Here is an 18,732-nt window from a genome sequence, read left to right as displayed (position 1 = left end):
GGGCCCGCCGGCGCGGGGCGCGCCGCCGGCCCGCTGGGGGCGGGCGGGGCCGGGAGTTACGCCGTGGCGTCCCGGCCCGCGGCCGCAACGGCCTCGACGAAACGCTCCAGCCCCCGCGGGTTGATCCGCAGGAACAGGTTCGGCTCGATGAGTTCCAGCTCCATGACCACCGGTTCCCTGGCCCCGTTCAGTGCCAGGTCCACGCGGGCGAACAGCAGGTCTCCCGGGGACGCGGCCGCGTCCAGCGCCGCCAGCGCCGTACCGAGCTCCGCCTCGGAGGGCTCGTAGGGGGCGGCCCCCGGGTGCGCGATCCTGAAGTTGTCGATCAGCCCCGCCTCGGTCAGCAGGGGTTCCTTGCGGATCGCGTGGCTGAAGGTGCCGACGAAGAACACCAGGGCGCGTTCCCCCTCTTCCACGAGGGGCAGGTACGGCTGGACCATCACCGTGCGGCCCTGGTCCAGCAGCATCCGGGCATGGCGCAAGGCGTCCGCCCGCCGGCCGGGCTCGTAGCGTGCGGTGTCACGGGCGCCCGAGGAGACCGCGGGCTTGACCACCACGCCGTGCACCGCGTCGAAGTCGTCTTCGTCGCAGCGTCCGCCCGGTTCGACGAAACGCGTCGGCACGACGGGGACTCCGCGTTCGGCGAGCTCCAGCAGATAGCGCTTGTCGCTGTTCCAGCGCACGAGCGGGGCCGGGTTCCACAACCGGGTGACCCGGGCCGTCGCGTCGGCCCATGCCAGGAACTCGTCCAGGCGTCCGGCGTAGTCCCAGGTCGACCGGATGACGGCCAGATCGAACCCCTCCCATACGTGCGGGCCCGCATCCCAGGCCACCGGGTCCGCGGACAGGCCTGCCTCGCGCAGTGCCCCGACGATCAGCGGGAGATCCGCGTCCTCGTCGGCACCGGTGTCGCTCGTCACGACCGCGATCCTTGCAGCACCCATCCGAGTCTCCCGTCGTCACGCCTCGGGGACCGCCCCGCGCGGCCGGACCCCCGGCGCACTCTTCCACACCACCTGCGCGGCGGCCGGCGTCGTCGGCCCGCGCGCGTGGCCTGCGGTGACGGGCCTCCGAGGGCAGGGGGGCGGGAACCCGAGCGCCGGATCCTGCGTCGTACCGGGCAGCGTCGTGCTCATGACTGCGGGACGAAGAACGGGAAACGGAAAACGGGTCCGAGGCGGATGGGCAGGGCATTGGCGGAGCGGGCGAACAGCGGCGGGCGTCGCGCCGTCCGGTGGCATCGGGTCAGGGACGCGCGGGACGCCGGGAGCATGGGGGGCGCCGGGGGCGTGGGGGGCCGGTCGCGCTGGGCACGTGGGCGGGTTCCCGCGTCGGTCGCCGTACTGACGGCCGGCCTGCTGGCGTTCCACTCCGCCGTACCCAATACCGTGGGCCGCCTCGGCAGTTTGCTCGAGGCGTTCCTGCCCTGGCTCGGCCTGGCGATTCCGGTCCTGCTCGTCTGGGCACTCGTGCGCCGCTCGGCCACCGCGCTGGTGGCCCTGCTGCTGCCCGCAGCCGCGTGGGCGCACCTGTTCGGCGGGCTCCTCCTCCCCGCGGACCGCGGCGCACACGACATCACGGCGCTCCAGCACAACGTCAGTGACGAGAACCCCGATCCCGCGGGCACCGCGGACGCCCTGATCGAGTCCGCGCCGGATCTCATCGCCCTGGAGGAGCTGACGCCCGCCGTACTCCCGGCTTACCGGGCGGCGCTGGCAGCGGACTACCCCCATCACGCGGTCGAGGGCACCGTCGGACTCTGGTCGAAGTACCCCCTGACGGATGTCCGGCATCTGGACCTCAAACCGGCGGGGATCGGGGAGGGCTGGAGCCGTGGTCTGCGGACCGGCGTGCACACGCCACGGGGCGAGATCGCCGTGTACGTCGCCCACCTGCCCTCGGTCCGCGTCCGGTCGAGCGGCTTCGGATCGGGCCTGCGCGACGAGAGCGCGCGGCTGCTGGGCGCGGCCATCGCCGCGGAGAAGCTGGACCGGGTGGTCCTGCTGGGCGATCTCAACAGCACGGTGGACGACCGGGGGCTCGCCCCGGTCACCTCGCAGCTGCAGGCGCCCCGGCGGGGGCTCGCCTTCAGCTGGCCGGCGGCCGTTCCGGTCTCCCGGATCGACCAGATCCTGACCCGCTCGGCCACGGTCGGCGAGGTCTGGACCCTGCCGGCCACCGGCAGCGATCACCTGCCGATCGCCGCCCGCATCACGCTCGGGCCGTCATAGCCGGATCACGATCTTTCCTCGCACGTGACCCTCTCTCAGGTAGCGGATGGCATCGGGTACCTCGGCCAGCGGGTAGGTCCGGTCGACGACCGGGGTCACCGAGCCGGCCTCGATGAGTTCCGTGAGGACCTGGAGGTCGCTGTGGTGGTGCTCCATGGCGGCGACTGCACGAAGGCGGTGGCCTACGAAGGGCGACATCAGGAGGACGCCCAGCTGCCGCTCGTTGCCGCCGATCCACCGGCCGCCGCCTTCTCCGCCGACGATGACGAGGGTTCCGCGCGGGGTCAGGGCGCGGCGGAGCCTTGAGACGGGGCGGTTGCCCGCGATGTCGAGGATGAGGTCGTAGCGGCGGCTGCCGTCGGTGGGATCCGTCTGCGCGTAGTCGAGGACCTCGTCGGCGCCGATGGAGCGGACCAGGTCCGCCTTGGCGCCGCTGCAGACCCCGGTGACGTGGGCCCCGAAGGCCTTGGCCAGCTGCACGGCGAAGGTGCCCACGCCTCCGGACGCGCCGAGGACGAGGACGCGCTGCCCGCTCTCGACCCGTCCGCTGTCGCGCAGGGCCGTGAGTGCGGTGCACGCGGAGACGGGCACGGCGGCGGCCTCTGCGAAGTCGAGGTTGTGCGGCTTCGGTGCGAGCACGTCCTCCTTGGCGCACGCGTACTCGGCGAACGACCCGACGCAGCTGCCGTACACCTCGTCGCCCGGCTGGAAGCGGGTGACCTCCGGGCCGACGGCCTCCACCCGCCCCGAGACGTCCATGCCCGGCACGCGCGTCTTGGGTGCCCGCAGGCCGAATCCCATGGCGCGCAGTGCGTACGGCATGCCCGCCATCAGGTGCCAGACACCCTGGTCGATGCCGGCCGCGTGGACCCGTATGAGCACCTCGCCGCGGCCCGGCACCGGCCGGTCCGTGTCCTCGAGTCGCAGGACCGCGGGTGGTCCGTAGGTGTCCTGGACGATGGCCTTCATGCGTCGTCTCCCTCTGCCTCGGTCACGGAGTACTGGAACACTGCGTCGAGCGGTACCGCGAACACACGGGCGATCTGGAACGCCTTCTCCAGGGAGGGCGAATAGCGCCCCTGTTCGATGGCGATGACGGTCTGACGGGTCACACCGATGCGGCGGGCGAGTTCGGCCTGCGTCATCTCGCCGTTGGCGAAGCGCAGGGCCCGGATCGAGTTGGTGACCCGGGTGGGCCTCACCACGGCTGGAAGCCCAGCCGGTAGGCGACGATCTTGGCCGTGGACCCGAGCAGTGCGGACAGGACGAACGCCAGGTAGATCGCGTTGGCGATCCAGAACTGGTCCGCCTCGGCCATCGCCAGGACGAGTCCGGCCACACCGCCGATCACGACGAACGACTGTCCGGTGTACTCGCCGAAGTGGTGGATCTCGCGGTCGCGCTGGTCCTTGGTCTTCTCCTCCTCGGGCGAGAGGAGGGCCACGGTGATGTGGAGCGCGATCGAGGCGACGATCGCCGCGCCGACCGTCCACAGCAGCGCGGACACGTACGGCTCCTGGGCGAGCGGCCCGTCACCGGACCGCCCGAGTACCACGGCCAGGTACGCCGCGTAGGACGCGACCGTGACCACGATCATGATCCACGCGCGTTTCTCCTCGACTGCCACTACCACTCCCCATGTAAAGAAAACCCGACACCTGGAGTGTCAAGCAAGCAGAACACGGTGTCAAGCTTTCTTTACCTGCCCTCCCACGCGGACGTCGGCGGCGGTGCGAGGGGCCAGGGCGCGTCAGCGACCCTGCGGGGCGGGGACCTCGTCGAGGAGTTCGGGCCCGTTGTTGCGCACGTTGTTGACCGCGGTCGACACCGCCCGGACGTCCAGTCGGCCGCCCGCGGGAGCGGCGAGCAGGGCGCGCAGCTCGTGCGGGTCCTGGTGGGCGGGGTCGAGCCAGGCCTCGTAGTCGGCCGGGGCCAGGGCGAGCGGCATGCGGGGGTGGACTCGGCCGGCCGCGTCGGTGGCCTCGGTGGTGAGGATGGTGCAGGTCGCCCACCACGCCGCCGGATCGTCGTCGTCGGCGACGCCGGGGTCGCGCCAGAACTCGTACAGCCCGGCCATCGCCATCACCTCACCGTCCTCGGGGCGAATGAAGTAGGGCTGCTTGTAGGCCTTCGTGGTGCCGGAGGCGGGCACGGCCTCCCACTCGTAGAACCCGTCCGCCGGGAGCAGGCACCGGCGCTTGGCGAAGGCCCGCCGGTAGGCAGGCTTCTCGTGCACCGTCTCCACCCGCGCATTGATCATCTTCGCGCCGCCGGAAGGGCTCTTCGACCATGACGGCACCAGCCCCCAGCGGAGGGGACGCAGTCGCCGCTCCAGCACTCCGCTCTCCCGGTCGGCGCGCTCCAGCACCGCCCACACCGCATCGGTGGGGGCCACGTTCCAGCTCGGCTCCAGTCCGTACCCGGGATCCGGGGGCGTGGCCTGGAAGAGACCGGAGAGGTCATCGGGACTGCGGGTGGAGGCGTAACGGCCGCACATGCCGTCCACCCTGCCACCTGAGCGCGCTTTCCGGAGTCTGCGCCGCGAAAATGCCGGCTGCGGGGCCCGCGGCCTCGATCGAGCGGCCGGCTCATCTGAGGCGCCAGCGGCTCATCACCGAACGTGAGTGGCACATTCCGACGCAGCCCGGGTTCTTTTGCCCCGATATGATGCCTTCTGTGATCAGGCCAAGACGGTCGGGGCGTCGTCGCCCTCTCTATGGACGCCGGTGGGATGCAGCTCTGCTGTCGCCGGTGGTCGTCACCGTCGTCATCACCGCGCTGGCTGTCTCCACACCGAGGGAGTTCGCCTTCAGCCGCCTCCTGCCTGCCGCACCCGCCCTCGCTGCCGCGATGTGGCCCGTCCTCGCCACGGTCGTGCTGGGAACGTTCTGCCTGCTGGTCATGATCGGCCTGAGCTTCGCCTACACCGACCTGGGGACGCCCTACACGGCGGCTGCGATCATCGCGGTCACCTTGGCGGCCGCCTACGCGAGCCACGTCCGACTTCAACGCGAGCAGACGCTCCTACACGTCCGGCTCGTCGCCGACGCAGCCCAGAAGGTACTGCTGCGCCCGCTGCCGCGCCGCATGCAGAACGTCGAGATCGAGTCGCTGTATGTGGCGGCCCAGGAGCAGGCCCGGATCGGCGGAGACTTCTACGAGGCGATCGACACGCCGTTCGGGGTCCGGCTGCTCATCGGCGACGTGCGCGGCAAGGGTCTGTCCGCGGTAGGGGCGGCTTCAGCGGTGATCAACAGCTTCAGGGAGGCCGTGTACGACGAACCTGACCTGAGGGGCGTCGTCCATCGTCTGGAGGCCAGCATCTCCCGCCACAGCGCCGCGTTCCCCGCTCTGGACCTGCCGGAGCGCTTTGCGACGGCCCTGATCGCCGAGGTCCCGCATGGCGGAGGCCGCGTCAGCATTCTCAACTGCGGGCACCCCCCGCCGCTGCTCGTGCGCCGCGGCGAGATCCGTGTGGTGGAACCCACCGCCCCCTCTCCACCCCTCAACCTCGCATCGCTCATCGGTGAGCACTACTGCGTCGACACCCTCATCTTCGCTCCGGGCGACCAGCTGCTGCTGTACACGGACGGTGCGTCGGAGACCAGGGACCGCGACGGAGCGTTCTTCCCGCTGCCGGAGTGGATGCGTGAGCAGAGCCCGATGCCGCCCCGCGAACTGCTCGACGGGCTTCATCAGGCCCTGCTCCACTACAGCCATGGAAGGCTCGACGACGACATCGCCGTCCTCGCCGTGCGGTGCGCGAGCTCCCGGCCACAGGCGCAGCCCGCGTAGGCAGCGGTGAGCAGGGGGAACTCTCAGCCGAACGCTTGGCCATCGACCAGCGCGTTGCGGATGAACAGCTCGCGCGAGACCTCGCCCTTCACCCGGCACCGATGCGGCGAGGACCACAGCCGCTGCGAGTCGCCCCATCCCCCACGGCAGAATCAACGGCCATGGCGTGTTCGACTCCATCCACGGCCCCCGCACCACCCTCGCGTCACCCGTCGAGCGCAAGGACCGCCGTAGCCACGGAGTGCCCCTCCGCCACCGTGCCCAGGGGGAACTCCGTCCAGACGGTCTTGCCTTCCCGGGTGTAGCGGGTGCCCCAGCGTTCGGTGAGCTGGGCCACCAGGAAGAGACCGCGCCCACCCTCATCGGTGGTGCGCGCCCGCCGCAGGTGAGGAGCGGTACTGCTGCTGTCGGAGACCTCGCAGATCAGGCTGCGGTCACGGATGAGCCGCAGGGTCACCGGCGTGCCCCCGCCGTACCGGTAGGCGTTGGTGACGAGTTCGCTGACGACCAGTTCGGCGCTGAAAGCCATCTCTTCCAGGCCCCACCTGGTGAGTGTGGCCTCCGTCAGGGCCCGTGCCTGGGCGGCGGCGGTCGGCTCCGCGGGCAGTTCCCAGGCAGCCACCTGCTCCTGCGCCAACACACGGGTGCGGGCGAGGAGCAGTGCGACGTCATCCCGCGGGTGCTCCGGCAGCAGGGAGTCCTGCACCGCCGTGCAGATCTCCTCCAGCGAGCGGCTGGGCCGGGACAGCGTTTCTCGCAGCCGTGCAAGTCCTTCGTCGAGGTCGCGGCCACGGGCCACGACCAGGCCGTCCGTGTACAGCGCCAGCAGGCTTCCTTCGGCGAGTTCCAGTTCGGCGGACTCGAACGGGAGTCCGCCCAGGCCCAGCGGCGGACCCTCGGGAAGGTCGGGCAGGCTCACCGTGCCGTCGCAGGACACCACGGCGGGGGGCAGGTGGCCCGCTCGGGCCAGGGTGCAGCGCCGGGAAATGGGATCGTAGACCGCGTAGAGACACGTCGCGCCGACGATCTGCCGGCCCTGCGAGCGTCCGTCCACAGGCTCCTGTTCGTCTGCCAGGCGGTTGACCAGGTCATCCAGGTGGGAGAGGACCTCGTCCGGAGCGTAGTCGAGGCTGGCAAGGGTGTGCACGGCTGTCCGCAGGCGGCCCATGGTGGCCGCAGCGTGCAGACCGTGGCCGACGACATCGCCGACGACGAGGGCGACGCGGGCCCCGGAGAGGGGGATGACGTCGAACCAGTCGCCGCCGACTCCGGTGGCGGGATCGGCCGGCCGATAGCGGTGCGCGACTTCGACCGCACTGTGTTCGGGCAACTCCCGCGGCAGCAGGCTGCGCTGCAAGGTCAGAGCAGCCTGATGCTGCTGGGTGTAGCGGCGGGCGTTGTCGATGCACAGGGCGGCGCGCGCGGCGAATTCCTCCGCGAGCGTGACGTCGTCCTCCTCGAACGGTTCGGGCCGCTTGGCCCGCCAGAGGCTGAGCAGGCCGAGGAGCAGACCGCGGGCGGTCAGCGGTACGACGATCAGTGAGTGTGCGCCCAGGCCGAAGGCGCGCCGTGTGCGCTCCGGATCCTGGAAGTACCAGCCGGGACTGCTCTGGAGCACTGGTTCGAGGATGGGCTGCTGTTCGGCGAGGCATCTGGCCTGCGGGGTACGAGGGTCGAAGTGGAAGACCTCGCCGGCGGAGTACATCACCTCCAGTGCCTCCTCCACGACGGAGTGGACGGCCATCCTGCGGACCAGCCCGCTCCCCTCCTCGGCGGTCTCCTCCCCGCGGGCCACCGGTTCCAGCAGATCCACCGAGACGGCGTCGGCGAGCTCGGGAACGGCGACGTCGGCCAGCTCCGCCGTGGTCTGGCCGAGGTCCAGTGTCGTCCCGATGCGGGTGCTCGCCCGGTTCAGCAGGGCAAGCCGCCGCCGGGCCCGGTAGCGGTCGGTGACGTCCTCCACCAGCTGGGTGACTCCGAGGACCCCGCCGGAGGGGTCCTCCATCCGAAACGCGGACACCGACACCACCCGCTCGTGGCCGGGGTCACTTCGCAGGCGGCAGGGCTGCTCGGTGAAGATCAGGGGGGCGCCCGTCTCCAGCACCCGTCGCAGCCGGGTTTCGGTGGTCTCCACGTCCGGACCGATGAGGAAGTCGCCGATGCGCAAGCCCCGGATCTCCCCTGCGGGGAGTTGCGTGAACCGGGCCAGCGCCCGGTTGATCCGCAGGATGCTCAGATCGGGGGCGTGGACGGACAGACCGATCGGGGAGCGCCGGAACAGACCGTCCAGGACCGACCGATCCGTCTCCCACTGGAGCACCTCCTCCGCCGGGGCGACGACGAGGAACCACTCACGTGCCGAGTCTGCCCGGACGACGGCGCGGGCGCGGAAGCCCAGCTCCACCCGTCGCCCGCTGCGGTGCAGGACGGGCAGGACACCGGACCAGCCCCGGTCTCGCTCGCACGCGGCCACTGCGAGCGAAGCCGTCTCACGGTCGCGGGCATCGAAGAGGAATTCGACCGCCATTCGGCCCAGCACCTCTTGGGGCGGGTAGCCGAGGTGCTCCTGTGCGCGCTCGCTCCAGCCGACGACCCGGCCGCGCTGGTCCAGTACCGCCGAAGCCGAATTGCGCAGCGCGTATGGGTCCTCGGGCCCCTCGCCCAGGCCCGGCGCTGGTGCGTCCATCGCTACCGCCCTTCGACCTGCCGAACGGAACGCTCAGGGGTATTCCCGCAGCAACCACCCGGGTGATCGGAGACCCGAGGATTGCGCGGTCGGCTTAGGTTCAGTATCGCTGCGCCGCCGCACGTCGGCAGAGGGTCGTCCACTGCGTGGACCCCGATGGAGGAGACGCCGCGCCTACTCTGCCGAGCTGGGCGAGACCCGCCCCCGGGCCCGGCAAGCCGGGGGGCGCGCGCCGGCGGGCTGCCGCGTAACGGTGCGGGTGTCGATGCGGACCACGTGGGACAGGTGGTCTCGAAGCACCACACCCTGGCGAACCCCTCATCTCGTCAGCGGAGACCGGAGAACGCACGGCCTGGACCGCTACGCGCCCGGCGCCCGGTACTGGATTCCTTCGGCTTTGCGCAGGGCCTCCATGGTTTCATCGACTGTCAGCAGAACTGTCGTCTCGAACGAGCTGAGCGCGCCGCCTCCACTGATCGCCAGCGCAACCGCGGCCATGGAAACGTCGTCGGGGGCCTCCCACAGGTTGTAGCCGTCGTGCGTGCCGAAGGCGTACCAGAAGCCGTGGAGCTTCCCGCCGACGGACTCGATGTACGCCTGAGCGGCCTTGGCGCGGTCCTCGGGGTGGACGATGAGCCTCGCCCACGTGTCCGGTGTGTAGCTGAACCTCGATAGGTAGAGCGGCATCATGGCTCCCTTTCGTTCCAGCAAGGGATGCCCGGCGGGGCGCGAGACGCACGGGAAGCGGCCCGGATATCCCCCGAACGGCTGGGGCCGGAGACGAAGACCGGCGCGGGCACGGGCACGGGCGCGGGCACGGCCACGGCCACGGCCACGGCCGACGTCATGTCACACGGTCGGACGGGCCGGGAAGCGGCCTCGCCGGACCGGATCGTACGATGACCGCATGACCAGCACGATGCAGCCGTCGAGCCGTCGCCCCGCCGGGCGCGGCTTCGCGCTGCTGGCGCTGACGGTGCTGGCCGGTGTGCTGGCGATGCACGGCCTCGGGCCGGGACCGGCTCCCGCGAAGGCGTCGGTGGTCGCCGTTGGTCATGGCATGGCGATGGTCCATGCAGCGCCTGCCCAGCAGGTGGTGGGCCCTTGCTCGCACACCGACGGCGGAATGGGCCATGCGGACCACGCGGATGCCACGTGCGCGGCGGCCGGTGTCGGCGCCGCGTACGCACCTCCCGTCCTGACCGCGGCCCTCGACAACGGGACCGCGCCCGTGGCGCTGCCCGGCAGTGCGGCTGGGGCCCCTGAGAGCGGCCGGGCGCCGCCCGACCTCGCTCAGCTCCAACTCCTGCGGATATAGGACCACCCGCACGGCACGTCCCTGCCGGCTTGGCCGGCGAGGGATGCCGCGCTCCGGCATGTCCTCATTCCCGTATCGGCGCCCGCCCGCTCGGGCGGCGCCTCAAGGAGTCGCACCACCATGAACAAGAACCTCATCCGCCGGACCGCTCTCGTCTTCGCTGCGGGCGCCGCCTCGCTCGCGCTCGCCGCGTGCGGGTCGAGCGACGACACCTCCGCAGGGCACGGCGGCCACAACGCGCCGGCCTCGGTCTCCCCGTCCGCTCCGGCCGGCCAGGGGCAGCACAACACCGCCGACGTCGCGTTCGCCAAGGGGATGATCCCCCACCACCGCCAGGCCGTGGAGATGGCCGGCCTCGCGCCCACCAGGGCCGAGTCCCCCGAGGTCAAGCAGCTCGCCGACGAGATCAAGAAGGCCCAGGACCCGGAGATCAAGACCCTTTCGGGCTGGCTGACCTCCTGGAGTGAGCAGGTTCCCACCGAGGGCGCCACGGACCACTCCGCGCACGGCATGGCCGGGATGATGACGGCCGAGGAGATGGACAAGCTGAAGAACTCCTCGGGCAAGGCGTTCGACACCGCCTTCATGGAGATGATGATCAAGCACCATGAGGGCGCCGTGTCGATGGCCAAGACGGAGAAGGCCGAAGGCTCTTTCCCTGACGCCAAGGCCATGGCGGACGCGATCATCACCTCGCAGACCGCCGAGATCACCAGGATGAACGGCCTGCTCGGCAGGAGCTGACCCTCCGCGATGCAGGGGTGTGCCGACCGTGCGGCCGGCACACCCCTGGCACCCATACACCTCGTGCCGGGCTCAGCACCCTCGCGGAATACCCCCAGGGGGTATATCGTTGTGGTGTGAGTCCGCGGGAGCGGGCACACTGGACGGGATTGGGGATGACGGTCATGGACCACACCGCGCACCACACCAGCACCGCTCACGACCACCAGGCGCACGCAGGTCACGCCGGGCACCCGACGGGCGGGGTGACCTGGGGGGCCGCCGCGAAGGCGACGCTGCACTGCCTGACCGGATGTGCGATCGGCGAGATCCTCGGCATGGTCATCGGCACCGCCCTGCTGTGGGGCAACGTCCAGACGATGATTCTGGCGATCACCCTGGCGTTCGTCTTCGGTTACTCCTTCACGCTGTTCGCGGTCCGCAGGGCCGGCCTGGACTGGAAGAACGCGATCAAGGTCGCGCTGGCCGCCGACACCGTCTCGATCGCGGTGATGGAGCTCGTCGACAACGGCATCATCGCCCTCACGCCCGGCGCGATGGACGCCCACCTGTCGGACGCGCTGTTCTGGACGGCACTGCTGGGCGGCTTCGCCGTGGCCTTCGTGGTCACGACGCCGGTCAACAAGTGGATGATCGGCCGCGGCAAGGGCCACGCCGTCGTCCACGCCTACCACTGACCACAGCCCTGGCGTACGAACGCGCCCGGCCCCTACCTTTCACGGTGCGGGCCGGGCGCTCGGTGCCGTCGTGTCGTCGAGTCCGGCGCCACGGCCGGGACGCGCGGGGAACAGAGAGCGGCCGACGGTCGTGATCAACTCAGCGTATTTCCCGTAACGCGACTACGGCCGTCGCGCATTCCTATCATTGGCTGATGCGCGCCCACCCTGTTGAACGCCCAGCCGATCTCGACGTGGTCCGGGAGTCCTATGACCGCGTGGCCGACAACTACGCCCACATGGTGGTGACGACGGGCATCGGCGACATCCGTGGCCATCCATGGCTCAAGGCATCGATCGACGCCTTCGCCGCCACCGTGAGCGAACTTGGGCCCGTCCTCGACGTCGGCTGCGGACCCGGAACGGTGACCGCGTACCTTGCCGAACGCGGACTCGACGTATCCGGGGTCGATCTCTCTCCTCGCATGATCGAGAACGCGCGCCGTCTTCATCCGCAATGCCGCTTCAGCGTCGCCTCCGCCACCGACCTCGACCTCGGTGAAGCGTCCCTCGGCGGCGTCCTCGGGTGGTGGTCGCTGTTCAACCTCCCCCGGGACGTCCTTCCTCAGGTCCTCGCCCTGTTCGCGCACGCCCTGAAGCCGGGCGGACACTTCATCACCGCCACACACGTCGGCGAAGAAGACGCGGTGCGCACCGAGGCCTACGGGGGCGTACCCGTGCGGTGGACGACACACCAATGGCAGCCGGAACAACTCATGGCCCTGATTGAGCAGTCCGGACTTCACCCGGTCGCCGAACTTCGCCTCCCTGCGGATGAGCAAAGCGGTCCGGGCGTGGTCGTCATGGCCAAGAAGCCCGGCTGACGTCAGGCTCCGAGCGTGGTGAAGCCTCCGACGATGGCGCCGTAGCCGATGTGGGCGAGGACGGTGACCACGGGTGTGCTCGGGCCGTAGTTGAGCATCAGGAAGCCGGGCGGTTCCAGAAGGGCCACCTCGGGGGCGCTGGTGAGCGGGCTGCCCATCCGGGGGTGGACCAGCGGCAGGAGAACTCCGACCAGTGCGGTGCCGGCGAACAGGCCGTGCGGGAGGCCGAAGAGGGCGCCCAGCCACCAGCCGGCCATGCCGATCGCGAGGAAGACGGCGTAGTACATGAACCCGAAGATCTCGCCGTTGAGGAAGTGCATCAGATAGCCGACGGCCTTGGCGCGCGTGCGGTTGACCGTCACCGCCGTTCCGAGCAGGAAGGGCAGGTCCATGCGTGTCAGGCGCATCTCGCCGGCGGCGCGCAATGCGGTGGTCAGCACCAGTGTGCCGACGAACGCCCCGGCGGCCGTTCCCCAGGCGCTCACCCGCCGGCCTCCTCGCAGGCCTCCTCGCCGGTGGCGTTTCCGGCGGCGTTGATGGCGCAGGCGGCGCTGATGAGCGCCAGGTGGCTCAGCCCCTGGGGCAGGTTTCCCAGGAAGTCACCGGTGGCCGGGTCGATCTCCTCGCTGTAGAGGCCGACGTCGTTGGCCAGACCGACCAGCTCGTCCATCAATGCGGTGGCCGGGGCGACCTGTCCGGTGCGAGCGAGGGATTCGGCCAGCCAGAAGGAGCAGGCGAGGAAAGCTCCCTCGGGTCCGCTCAGGCCGTCTTCGCCCGAGTACCGGTCGACGAACGGCCCGTGCCGCAGTTCCCGCTCCACGGCCTTGAGCGTCGCGCGCATTCGCTGACCGTCTTCTTCGTAGCCGTAGAGGTGACCGAGGAGGACGGCGGCGTCCAGGTCCTCGCCGTCGGCCGCGCGTACGTAGCAGTTGCGGCTCGGCGATACACAGCGGGTGGTGATGAACGTGTCGATGTCCGCGCGAGCTGACTGCCAGCGGGCCAGGTGACGGTCCGGAATCAAGCGGCGCTCGGCGAGACGGGCCGCGCGGTCGAGCGCCACCCAGCACATCATCTTCGACTGGGTGAACTGGCGGGGCGCGCTGCGTACCTCCCAGATACCCGAGTCGGGATCCCGCCACGTGGCGCAGACCAGGTCGGCGACCTCCGCCAGGCGCCGGGCGACGTCCGCGTCCAGCCGGCCGGCGGCCTGTGCGTACAGCCAGGCGGTCTGCATCAGCTCGCCGTACGTGTCGAGCTGTATCTGACGGGCGGCCGCGTTGCCGATGCGGACCGGCGACGAGCCGCGGTAGCCGTCCCACGGGAGGAGCTCCTCCGAGGTGTGCGCGCCACCGTCCAGCCGGTACAGCACCTGGAGGCGGGGGTGGGTGAGCTGGGAGGCGTGCATCAGCCACCAGAAGTAGGCACGTGCTTCCGCAGGGCAGCCGAGCTGGAGAAAGGCGGCCAGGGTGAAGGCGGAGTCGCGGACCCACGAGAAGCGGTAGTCCCAGTTGCGCTCGCCGCCGATGTGTTCCGGCAGCGAGGCCGTCACCGCGGCCGCGACCGCCCCCGAGGGGGCGAAGACCAGCAGTTTCAAGGTCAGCAGGCTGCGCATCACCGCCTGGTGCCATCTGCCGGTACAGGTCCGCTCGCCCGCCCAGCGGCGCCAGGCCGCGCACGTACGCTCCAGGCGTACGTCGCATTCGGCGCGGCTCGGCAAAACCAGCGGCTCCTGATGAGCGAACGGCATGGCGATCAGGGCACGCCCGCCCGGCGCCGTGAGGAAGCTGCCGCTGATCACCCCCTCTTCGCACCGGGGTTCGCCGGCCTCCCAGGCGCACAGGGCGAGCGCGTCGCTGCCGGCTGTCGCCACCGGGACTCCCCCGCGGCGGCCGAGCCGCGTGGTGTGGGCGCCGTAGCCGAAGCGGGGCTGCACCGTCCACCGCATGGGAACGGCTCCCGATACGCCGTCGACGCGCCGTTGCAGCTCGCGCATCGGAGCGAGCGCGACCTCGTCGTTCAGGGTCAGCGCGTCCGTGACCCGCGCGGTCCCCTGCGGGGTGACGAACGTGGTCTCCAGCACGTTCGTGCCGGGCAGATAGCGGCGTTCACTGCGGTAGGCCCCCGCCGGCTCCAGGAGGAACCGGCCGCCGCGGTCGGCGTCGAGCACGGCGCCGAACACGGCGGGCGAGTCCAGATCCGGCAGTCCGAGCCAGTCCAGCGACCCGTCGCGGCCGATCAGTGCCGCGGTCCGGCCGTCGCCGATCACCGCGTAGTCGCGCAGCGGTACGTAGCCACCGCCGCGCGGGACCACCGGGCGATGACGGTCGGCGCTGGGAGCAGATCCCACGGCTTCACCATCTCATCGGGCCTGCTCCGTCGCTCTCTCACCCGGTTGGCCGGGTCGCGAGGCGATCCGAGGAGGCATGGCAGGGGCGGGCGGTCCCGTCAGGGGCCACCCGCCGGAGGATTCACCGCGCTCCGCGCCTGTTCACCGCTGGCGCTCGGCGTGCTGACACTGCGCGAGCCGGGCAAGCGCGACGGCGCCGAGGAGCAGCCCGAAGTCGCGCAGGGCGACGTCGTAGTAGCCGGGGATGGTCAGCAGGTTGACGATGATGCCGGCCAGCCAGCCGGCCACCAGCCAGCCCCCGAAACGGGGAGCCAGCGCCACGGCGAGGCCGGCGAGGATCTCGATCACGCCCACCGCGTACATGGCCGCCTGGGCGCTGCCGGGAACGATGTCGTCGATCCACGGCGCGAGGTAGGCGGGCCAGTCCACGAGCAGGTTGGCGAACTTGTCCAGCCCGAACAGGATCGGCGCCACCGTGAAGCCGGTACGCAGGATCACGAACGCCTGGTAGCCGGGGTCGGTGAGCAGCCGCCGCCGCGGGGCGGCGGAGGTGGTGGTGCTTGTGGTTGCGGAGGACATGACCCCCTCCTTCTATCGACAAGGTTCATTAGCAATAGAAGCGCCGATGCGGTCTATAGTCAATGGCCGTGGGTTTTACACTGGTGTCCGTGGACACCCCGAGGGAAGTACGCGACTCAGACGTCTCCGCCATCGCCGCCCTGGACGAGCCGACCCGCCGGAGGCTGTACGACCACGTGGTGCGCCAGCCGGGCCCCGTCAGCCGCGACGAGGCGGCCACCGCCCTCGGGCTGGCCCGGAAGACCGCCGCGTTCCACCTGGACCGGCTCGCCGACGAATCACTCCTCGACGTCGTCTACGAGCGGCGCAGCGGACGCTCCGGACCAGGCGCGGGAAGACCGGCAAAGCTCTACCGCCGCTCGGGGAAACAGGTCGCCGTCAGCCTGCCGGACCGCCGCTATGAGCTGGCCGGACGGCTGCTCGCCCAGGCCGTGGAGGAATCCGACGCGACCGGCGAGGCGGTACGGGAGGTGCTGCACCGCAAGGCAGAGGAACTGGGAACGCAACTGGGCGAGCAGAGCACGACGGACGTCTTCGATCTGCTGGAGCGCTACGGCTTCGAGCCACGCCAGGAGGACGACGCCGTCGTTCTGGCCAACTGCCCCTTCCATGCGCTGGCCCGGGAGCACACCCGCACGGTGTGCGGCATGAACCTCCACCTGCTGCGCGGCGTCCTCAGCGGCCTGCCAGGGGCGGGACTCGAGGCATGCCTGGCACCCCGCCCCGGGCAGTGCTGCGTCCGACTGCAGCCGGCCTCCTGATCACGGCGGAACCCACCCGCGCCGCGGACCGCCCGGCGGCGGGAACGGCGCAGGCCGTCGGCTGTGGCGCATGCGCATGCCTGACCGGCGCACAAGGCGCCTGGTACCTCAGAGAGGCAGGGCGGTGCGCAGCAGGAGCAGGGCGACGTCATCGGTGTAGAGCGCGGTGGGGCGCGCGTGGCGCAGGAGGGTGTCGATGAGGCGTTCGAGGCTTTGCCCGCTGTGTTCGGCCAGGCGGTGGGCGAGGTCGTGCATGGTCCGTTCGGGGTCGCTGCCCGGGGTTTCGACCAGGCCGTCGGTGTAGAGGGCGAGCGTCGTCCCCGGGCGCAGGGGCAGCACGGTGGGCGGGTAGGCGGCGCCGGTGTCGATGCCGAGCATGGGGCCGGGGTCGAGATCCACGACGCCGGGCGGCAGGGCGGAGTGGTGCAGGAGCGGAGGGGGGTGGCCCGCGCTCGCCAGAGCCACCTCGTGGCGGGCCAGATCGATGTGGGCGTACAGGCAGGTGACGAGGAGGTCGCCCTCCAGGTCGGCCAGGACGCGGTTGGTTCGGGCGAGGACCTGGTCGGGTGGGGCGCCCGCGAGGGCGTGGATGGCGGTACGGACCTGGCCCATGAGGGCGGCCGCCGCCACGTTGTGCCCTTGGACATCGCCGATGACGGCCGCGGCGGTGGTGGCGTCGATGCGGATGACGTCGTAGAAGTCGCCGCCTACGTCCATGCCATGGCCTGCGGGCAGATACCGGCCGGCGGTCTCCAGGCCCGGCAGTACGGGCAGACTGCGCGGCAGGAGGGCACGCTGAAGGCCTCGGGCGAGGTCTCGCGTGGTGTCGTAGAGACGGGCGCGGTCCAAGGCCTGGGCGATCAGGCCGGCCAGGGAGGTCAGGACGGCGCGTTCGTCGGCGCTGAAGTCGCGTGGCTGGTCGTAGGAGAGGATGCAGCACCCCACCGGGCGGCCGGAGATGACCAACGGCAGGAAGGCCCAAGCGCGTTTGCCACTGATCTGCGGAGCGCGCGGATAGCGGCGGGCCATCTCGTCGGGGCTGGCGAAGAAGGACGGGACGCCGGTCGTGAGGACCTGCCCGGCGGGGGTCAGGTCGGTGTCCAGGGGCAGGCCGTCGAGGCGGTCGACGGTCTCCCGGTCGTAACCGTGGTACCCGGTGATCTTCAGGCGGCCTGCGTCGGCGGCGGACAGGACCAGGCCGTCGGCGCCGAAGGCGGGCAGGATCTGGTCGGCTACGAGCTCGACGACGTCCCGCACGGCGATGGTCTCGGTCAGCGCGGCCGCCAGGTGAACCAGCTGGTACAACCGCCCGGCCTGCGCGGTTCTCGAGGATGCGGCGCCGGTGGACTGCGGCGTCCAGGCGGCCGGGAGGGGCCGCCCGTCCTTGTCCGCCGGGGCGCGGGTGATGCGGACGCTGATACCGCTGGCGTCCGGGTACAGCTGGAAGCGCAGCGGCGTGTCCGGGGGGCGGACGGCGGTGAAGGCGACCGGGTCACGGCTGATGACGGCGGCGCGGTAATGGTCCTCTACGGCCGTGCGGTCCAGCCAGGGCAGGGACTGCCAGGGCCGGGTCCCCAGCAGCCGGCCGGCCTCGAGACCGAGCAGCGATGCCGCCGCGGTGCTCAGGAAGGTGATTCTGCCTTCCAGGTCAAGGGCGAGGGCCCCTTCGGGCAGCCGCTCGAGGTAGTCGCCGGCGGCCTGCACGTGCGCACCGTACGGGCGGACGGCTTCGCCGGCCGGGATGAGGCGGGGCTGATCGGGGAGGTCGGGCAGAGCGTCGGCCTCGTCCAGGACGCCCGCGATGCGCCGGGCCGCGGCGCTGATGTGGCTCCGTTCGCGACGGGTGGCGTCGGCGGGGTGGCTGGCGGGCCAGAGGAGCAGGAGGGCGCCCCAGCACCGCCCGCTGCCGGGCAGGGGGGCTGCGGCGAGCGCGAACCGGTAGGGCAGGCTCGCTGCGGCGCGCGGATAGGCACGGGCGAGGTCATCCTGGGATCCCACCCACACGAGACGGTCCTGACGGACCGCGTCGCCGACGGGGGCGGGCGCGCTCAGGGGCACCCTCCGCCAGGGCCACACCACTTCGACCGGCACTCCGGACAGCAGCACGAGCCGCAGCACCTGTGCGACCTCGTCCAGCAGGTAGATGCCGCCTGCGGAGGCCCCGGTGCGGCGCACTGTATCGGACAGCGCCTCGTCCAGCGGTTCGGTGTCATCGGGGCTCTCACTGTGGCGGGGCACGGCACCTCTCCCTCCGACCGGACACGCAGTCACGCTCGGCCATCCGGGGATGGCCTTCAGCCAAGGGCACTCGGCCGGTCAGCTGACTGTGCCCACGGGAATCGGCTCATGACGCCCGTGCGCAGCGGGCTGCCTCAGAGGATCGCCGATCCGGTCCTCCGAAGAGTCCCTCACCTCCTCCCAGCCTGCCCTACGACGGCCGGGTCATCGGTACCTCTGCCCACCACACGAGGGTGTGCCGGAATCGCCGGCTGCCGCGCCGTCGTGGAGCACGGCTTCACCGCCCTGAGGGGCCGGCAGACCCTGCACGGCGCCTCTGCCTGGCGGTTTCCTTGGTGTACACCTGACCGGGAGCCCCGGACGAAAACACGACCGGGGGTGCTTCCGCTGTGCCGGAGGAAGGAGCCGGCGCCGGCGCACAGGCCTCACGGCCGTGTATTCCTCCACCGCGGCGCCGTTGCCCGCCTCGGCCTCCGGCGGCCACCCGTTCGGA

Annotated in this window: 18 protein-coding genes; 7 read left to right on the top strand and 11 right to left on the bottom strand. The window is 71.2% G+C overall.

The features are described 5' to 3' along the window. Positions 1–56 precede the first annotated feature (56 nt). On the bottom strand, positions 57–920 hold the full coding sequence (locus ACWGIF_RS21190; RefSeq protein ID WP_453499542.1) for an ATP-grasp domain-containing protein: 864 nt from the start codon (positions 918–920) through the stop codon (positions 57–59). 351 nt (positions 921–1,271) lie between these two features. Here ACWGIF_RS21190 and ACWGIF_RS21185 point away from each other — a divergent pair, with 351 nt between their 5' ends. Continuing rightward, positions 1,272–2,231: an endonuclease/exonuclease/phosphatase family protein gene (locus tag ACWGIF_RS21185; RefSeq protein ID WP_453499540.1), complete on the top strand. Its 960-nt coding sequence runs from the start codon at positions 1,272–1,274 to the stop codon at positions 2,229–2,231. On the opposite strand, the gene ACWGIF_RS21180 is transcribed toward ACWGIF_RS21185, so the two are convergent. The 4 genes from ACWGIF_RS21180 to ACWGIF_RS21165 all read right to left on the bottom strand — a co-directional run bounded on the left by ACWGIF_RS21180 (position 2,226) and on the right by ACWGIF_RS21165 (position 4,728). After that, the gene (locus ACWGIF_RS21180) at positions 2,226–3,200 is read right to left on the bottom strand and encodes an NAD(P)-dependent alcohol dehydrogenase (protein WP_453499538.1); all 975 of its coding nucleotides are present in this window, start codon (positions 3,198–3,200) and stop codon (positions 2,226–2,228) included. The genes ACWGIF_RS21185 and ACWGIF_RS21180 overlap by 6 nt on opposite strands. Continuing rightward, the gene (locus tag ACWGIF_RS21175) at positions 3,197–3,436 is read right to left on the bottom strand and encodes a helix-turn-helix transcriptional regulator (RefSeq protein WP_435813552.1); all 240 of its coding nucleotides are present in this window, start codon (positions 3,434–3,436) and stop codon (positions 3,197–3,199) included. Before ACWGIF_RS21175 ends, ACWGIF_RS21180 begins: the two co-directional genes overlap by 4 nt. Further along, positions 3,430–3,858, bottom strand: a complete 429-nt coding sequence (locus ACWGIF_RS21170) for a hypothetical protein (RefSeq protein WP_453499535.1) — start codon at positions 3,856–3,858, stop codon at positions 3,430–3,432. Before ACWGIF_RS21170 ends, ACWGIF_RS21175 begins: the two co-directional genes overlap by 7 nt. Positions 3,859–3,981: 123 nt before the next feature. After that, positions 3,982–4,728, bottom strand: a complete 747-nt coding sequence (locus tag ACWGIF_RS21165) for an SOS response-associated peptidase (RefSeq protein WP_453499533.1) — start codon at positions 4,726–4,728, stop codon at positions 3,982–3,984. A 167-nt stretch (positions 4,729–4,895) separates the two neighbouring features. On the opposite strand from ACWGIF_RS21165, the gene ACWGIF_RS21160 reads away from it, so the two are divergent. Next, positions 4,896–6,026, top strand: coding sequence for a PP2C family protein-serine/threonine phosphatase (locus ACWGIF_RS21160; RefSeq protein ID WP_453499531.1), 1,131 nt, complete (start codon positions 4,896–4,898; stop codon positions 6,024–6,026). Positions 6,027–6,231: 205 nt separating this feature from the next. On the opposite strand, the gene ACWGIF_RS21155 is transcribed toward ACWGIF_RS21160, so the two are convergent. Further along, complete coding sequence (locus tag ACWGIF_RS21155; RefSeq protein WP_453499529.1) at positions 6,232–8,712, bottom strand: SpoIIE family protein phosphatase; 2,481 nt, start codon at positions 8,710–8,712, stop codon at positions 6,232–6,234. Between the two features lie 360 nt (positions 8,713–9,072). Further along, positions 9,073–9,399, bottom strand: a complete 327-nt coding sequence (locus ACWGIF_RS21150; protein ID WP_453499527.1) for a GYD domain-containing protein — start codon at positions 9,397–9,399, stop codon at positions 9,073–9,075. A 220-nt stretch (positions 9,400–9,619) separates the two neighbouring features. On the opposite strand from ACWGIF_RS21150, the gene ACWGIF_RS21145 reads away from it, so the two are divergent. From ACWGIF_RS21145 to ACWGIF_RS21130, 4 genes are all read left to right on the top strand, one after another. Continuing rightward, positions 9,620–10,030: a DUF6153 family protein gene (locus tag ACWGIF_RS21145; protein ID WP_453499525.1), complete on the top strand. Its 411-nt coding sequence runs from the start codon at positions 9,620–9,622 to the stop codon at positions 10,028–10,030. Positions 10,031–10,150: 120 nt separating this feature from the next. Next, positions 10,151–10,774 carry a DUF305 domain-containing protein gene (locus tag ACWGIF_RS21140; RefSeq protein ID WP_453499523.1) on the top strand — a complete coding sequence of 208 codons (624 nt, stop codon included), beginning with the start codon at positions 10,151–10,153 and terminating at the stop codon, positions 10,772–10,774. A gap of 164 nt (positions 10,775–10,938) precedes the next feature. Continuing rightward, complete coding sequence (locus ACWGIF_RS21135) at positions 10,939–11,451, top strand: DUF4396 domain-containing protein (RefSeq protein ID WP_453499521.1); 513 nt, start codon at positions 10,939–10,941, stop codon at positions 11,449–11,451. A gap of 194 nt (positions 11,452–11,645) precedes the next feature. Next, entirely contained in the window at positions 11,646–12,314 is a 669-nt protein-coding gene (locus tag ACWGIF_RS21130; RefSeq protein WP_453499519.1) for a methyltransferase domain-containing protein, read from the top strand. A gap of 2 nt (positions 12,315–12,316) precedes the next feature. Here the strand turns inward: ACWGIF_RS21130 and ACWGIF_RS21125 are convergent, their stop codons facing one another. The 3 genes from ACWGIF_RS21125 to ACWGIF_RS21115 all read right to left on the bottom strand — a co-directional run bounded on the left by ACWGIF_RS21125 (position 12,317) and on the right by ACWGIF_RS21115 (position 15,240). Further along, a complete protein-coding gene (locus ACWGIF_RS21125) occupies positions 12,317–12,799 on the bottom strand; it encodes a hypothetical protein (RefSeq protein ID WP_453499517.1) in 483 nt (160 codons plus the stop codon). After that, a complete protein-coding gene (locus tag ACWGIF_RS21120; RefSeq protein ID WP_453499515.1) occupies positions 12,796–14,661 on the bottom strand; it encodes a glycoside hydrolase family 15 protein in 1,866 nt (621 codons plus the stop codon). Before ACWGIF_RS21120 ends, ACWGIF_RS21125 begins: the two co-directional genes overlap by 4 nt. Before the next feature lie 141 nt (positions 14,662–14,802). Beyond that, positions 14,803–15,240, bottom strand: a complete 438-nt coding sequence (locus tag ACWGIF_RS21115) for a hypothetical protein (protein WP_453499513.1) — start codon at positions 15,238–15,240, stop codon at positions 14,803–14,805. A 62-nt stretch (positions 15,241–15,302) separates the two neighbouring features. On the opposite strand from ACWGIF_RS21115, the gene ACWGIF_RS21110 reads away from it, so the two are divergent. Then, positions 15,303–16,001, top strand: coding sequence for a helix-turn-helix transcriptional regulator (locus ACWGIF_RS21110; RefSeq protein ID WP_453499511.1), 699 nt, complete (start codon positions 15,303–15,305; stop codon positions 15,999–16,001). A 108-nt stretch (positions 16,002–16,109) separates the two neighbouring features. On the opposite strand, the gene ACWGIF_RS21105 is transcribed toward ACWGIF_RS21110, so the two are convergent. Then, complete coding sequence (locus ACWGIF_RS21105) at positions 16,110–18,239, bottom strand: SpoIIE family protein phosphatase (RefSeq protein WP_453499509.1); 2,130 nt, start codon at positions 18,237–18,239, stop codon at positions 16,110–16,112. Positions 18,240–18,732 lie beyond the last annotated feature (493 nt).

It is taken from the genome of Streptomyces sp. NPDC054849 (assembly GCF_053610945.1).
The sequence above is the reverse complement of the archived record's forward strand: the minus strand, read 5'-3'. Positions and strand labels throughout refer to the sequence as shown.

What these genes read in the sequence shown, in the direction of transcription:
- ACWGIF_RS21115 (WP_453499513.1), bottom strand. Translation starts at nt 15,240, where the DNA reads ATGTCCTCCGCAACCACAAGCACCACCACCTCCGCCGCCCCGCGGCGG.
- ACWGIF_RS21130 (WP_453499519.1), top strand. Translation starts at nt 11,646, where the DNA reads ATGCGCGCCCACCCTGTTGAACGCCCAGCCGATCTCGACGTGGTCCGG.
- ACWGIF_RS21165 (WP_453499533.1), bottom strand. Translation starts at nt 4,728, where the DNA reads ATGTGCGGCCGTTACGCCTCCACCCGCAGTCCCGATGACCTCTCCGGT.
- ACWGIF_RS21135 (WP_453499521.1), top strand. Translation starts at nt 10,939, where the DNA reads ATGGACCACACCGCGCACCACACCAGCACCGCTCACGACCACCAGGCG.
- ACWGIF_RS21185 (WP_453499540.1), top strand. Translation starts at nt 1,272, where the DNA reads ATGGGGGGCGCCGGGGGCGTGGGGGGCCGGTCGCGCTGGGCACGTGGG.
- ACWGIF_RS21155 (WP_453499529.1), bottom strand. Translation starts at nt 8,712, where the DNA reads ATGGACGCACCAGCGCCGGGCCTGGGCGAGGGGCCCGAGGACCCATAC.
- ACWGIF_RS21150 (WP_453499527.1), bottom strand. Translation starts at nt 9,399, where the DNA reads ATGCCGCTCTACCTATCGAGGTTCAGCTACACACCGGACACGTGGGCG.
- ACWGIF_RS21145 (WP_453499525.1), top strand. Translation starts at nt 9,620, where the DNA reads ATGACCAGCACGATGCAGCCGTCGAGCCGTCGCCCCGCCGGGCGCGGC.
- ACWGIF_RS21180 (WP_453499538.1), bottom strand. Translation starts at nt 3,200, where the DNA reads ATGAAGGCCATCGTCCAGGACACCTACGGACCACCCGCGGTCCTGCGA.
- ACWGIF_RS21110 (WP_453499511.1), top strand. Translation starts at nt 15,303, where the DNA reads ATGGCCGTGGGTTTTACACTGGTGTCCGTGGACACCCCGAGGGAAGTA.
- ACWGIF_RS21140 (WP_453499523.1), top strand. Translation starts at nt 10,151, where the DNA reads ATGAACAAGAACCTCATCCGCCGGACCGCTCTCGTCTTCGCTGCGGGC.
- ACWGIF_RS21160 (WP_453499531.1), top strand. Translation starts at nt 4,896, where the DNA reads ATGATGCCTTCTGTGATCAGGCCAAGACGGTCGGGGCGTCGTCGCCCT.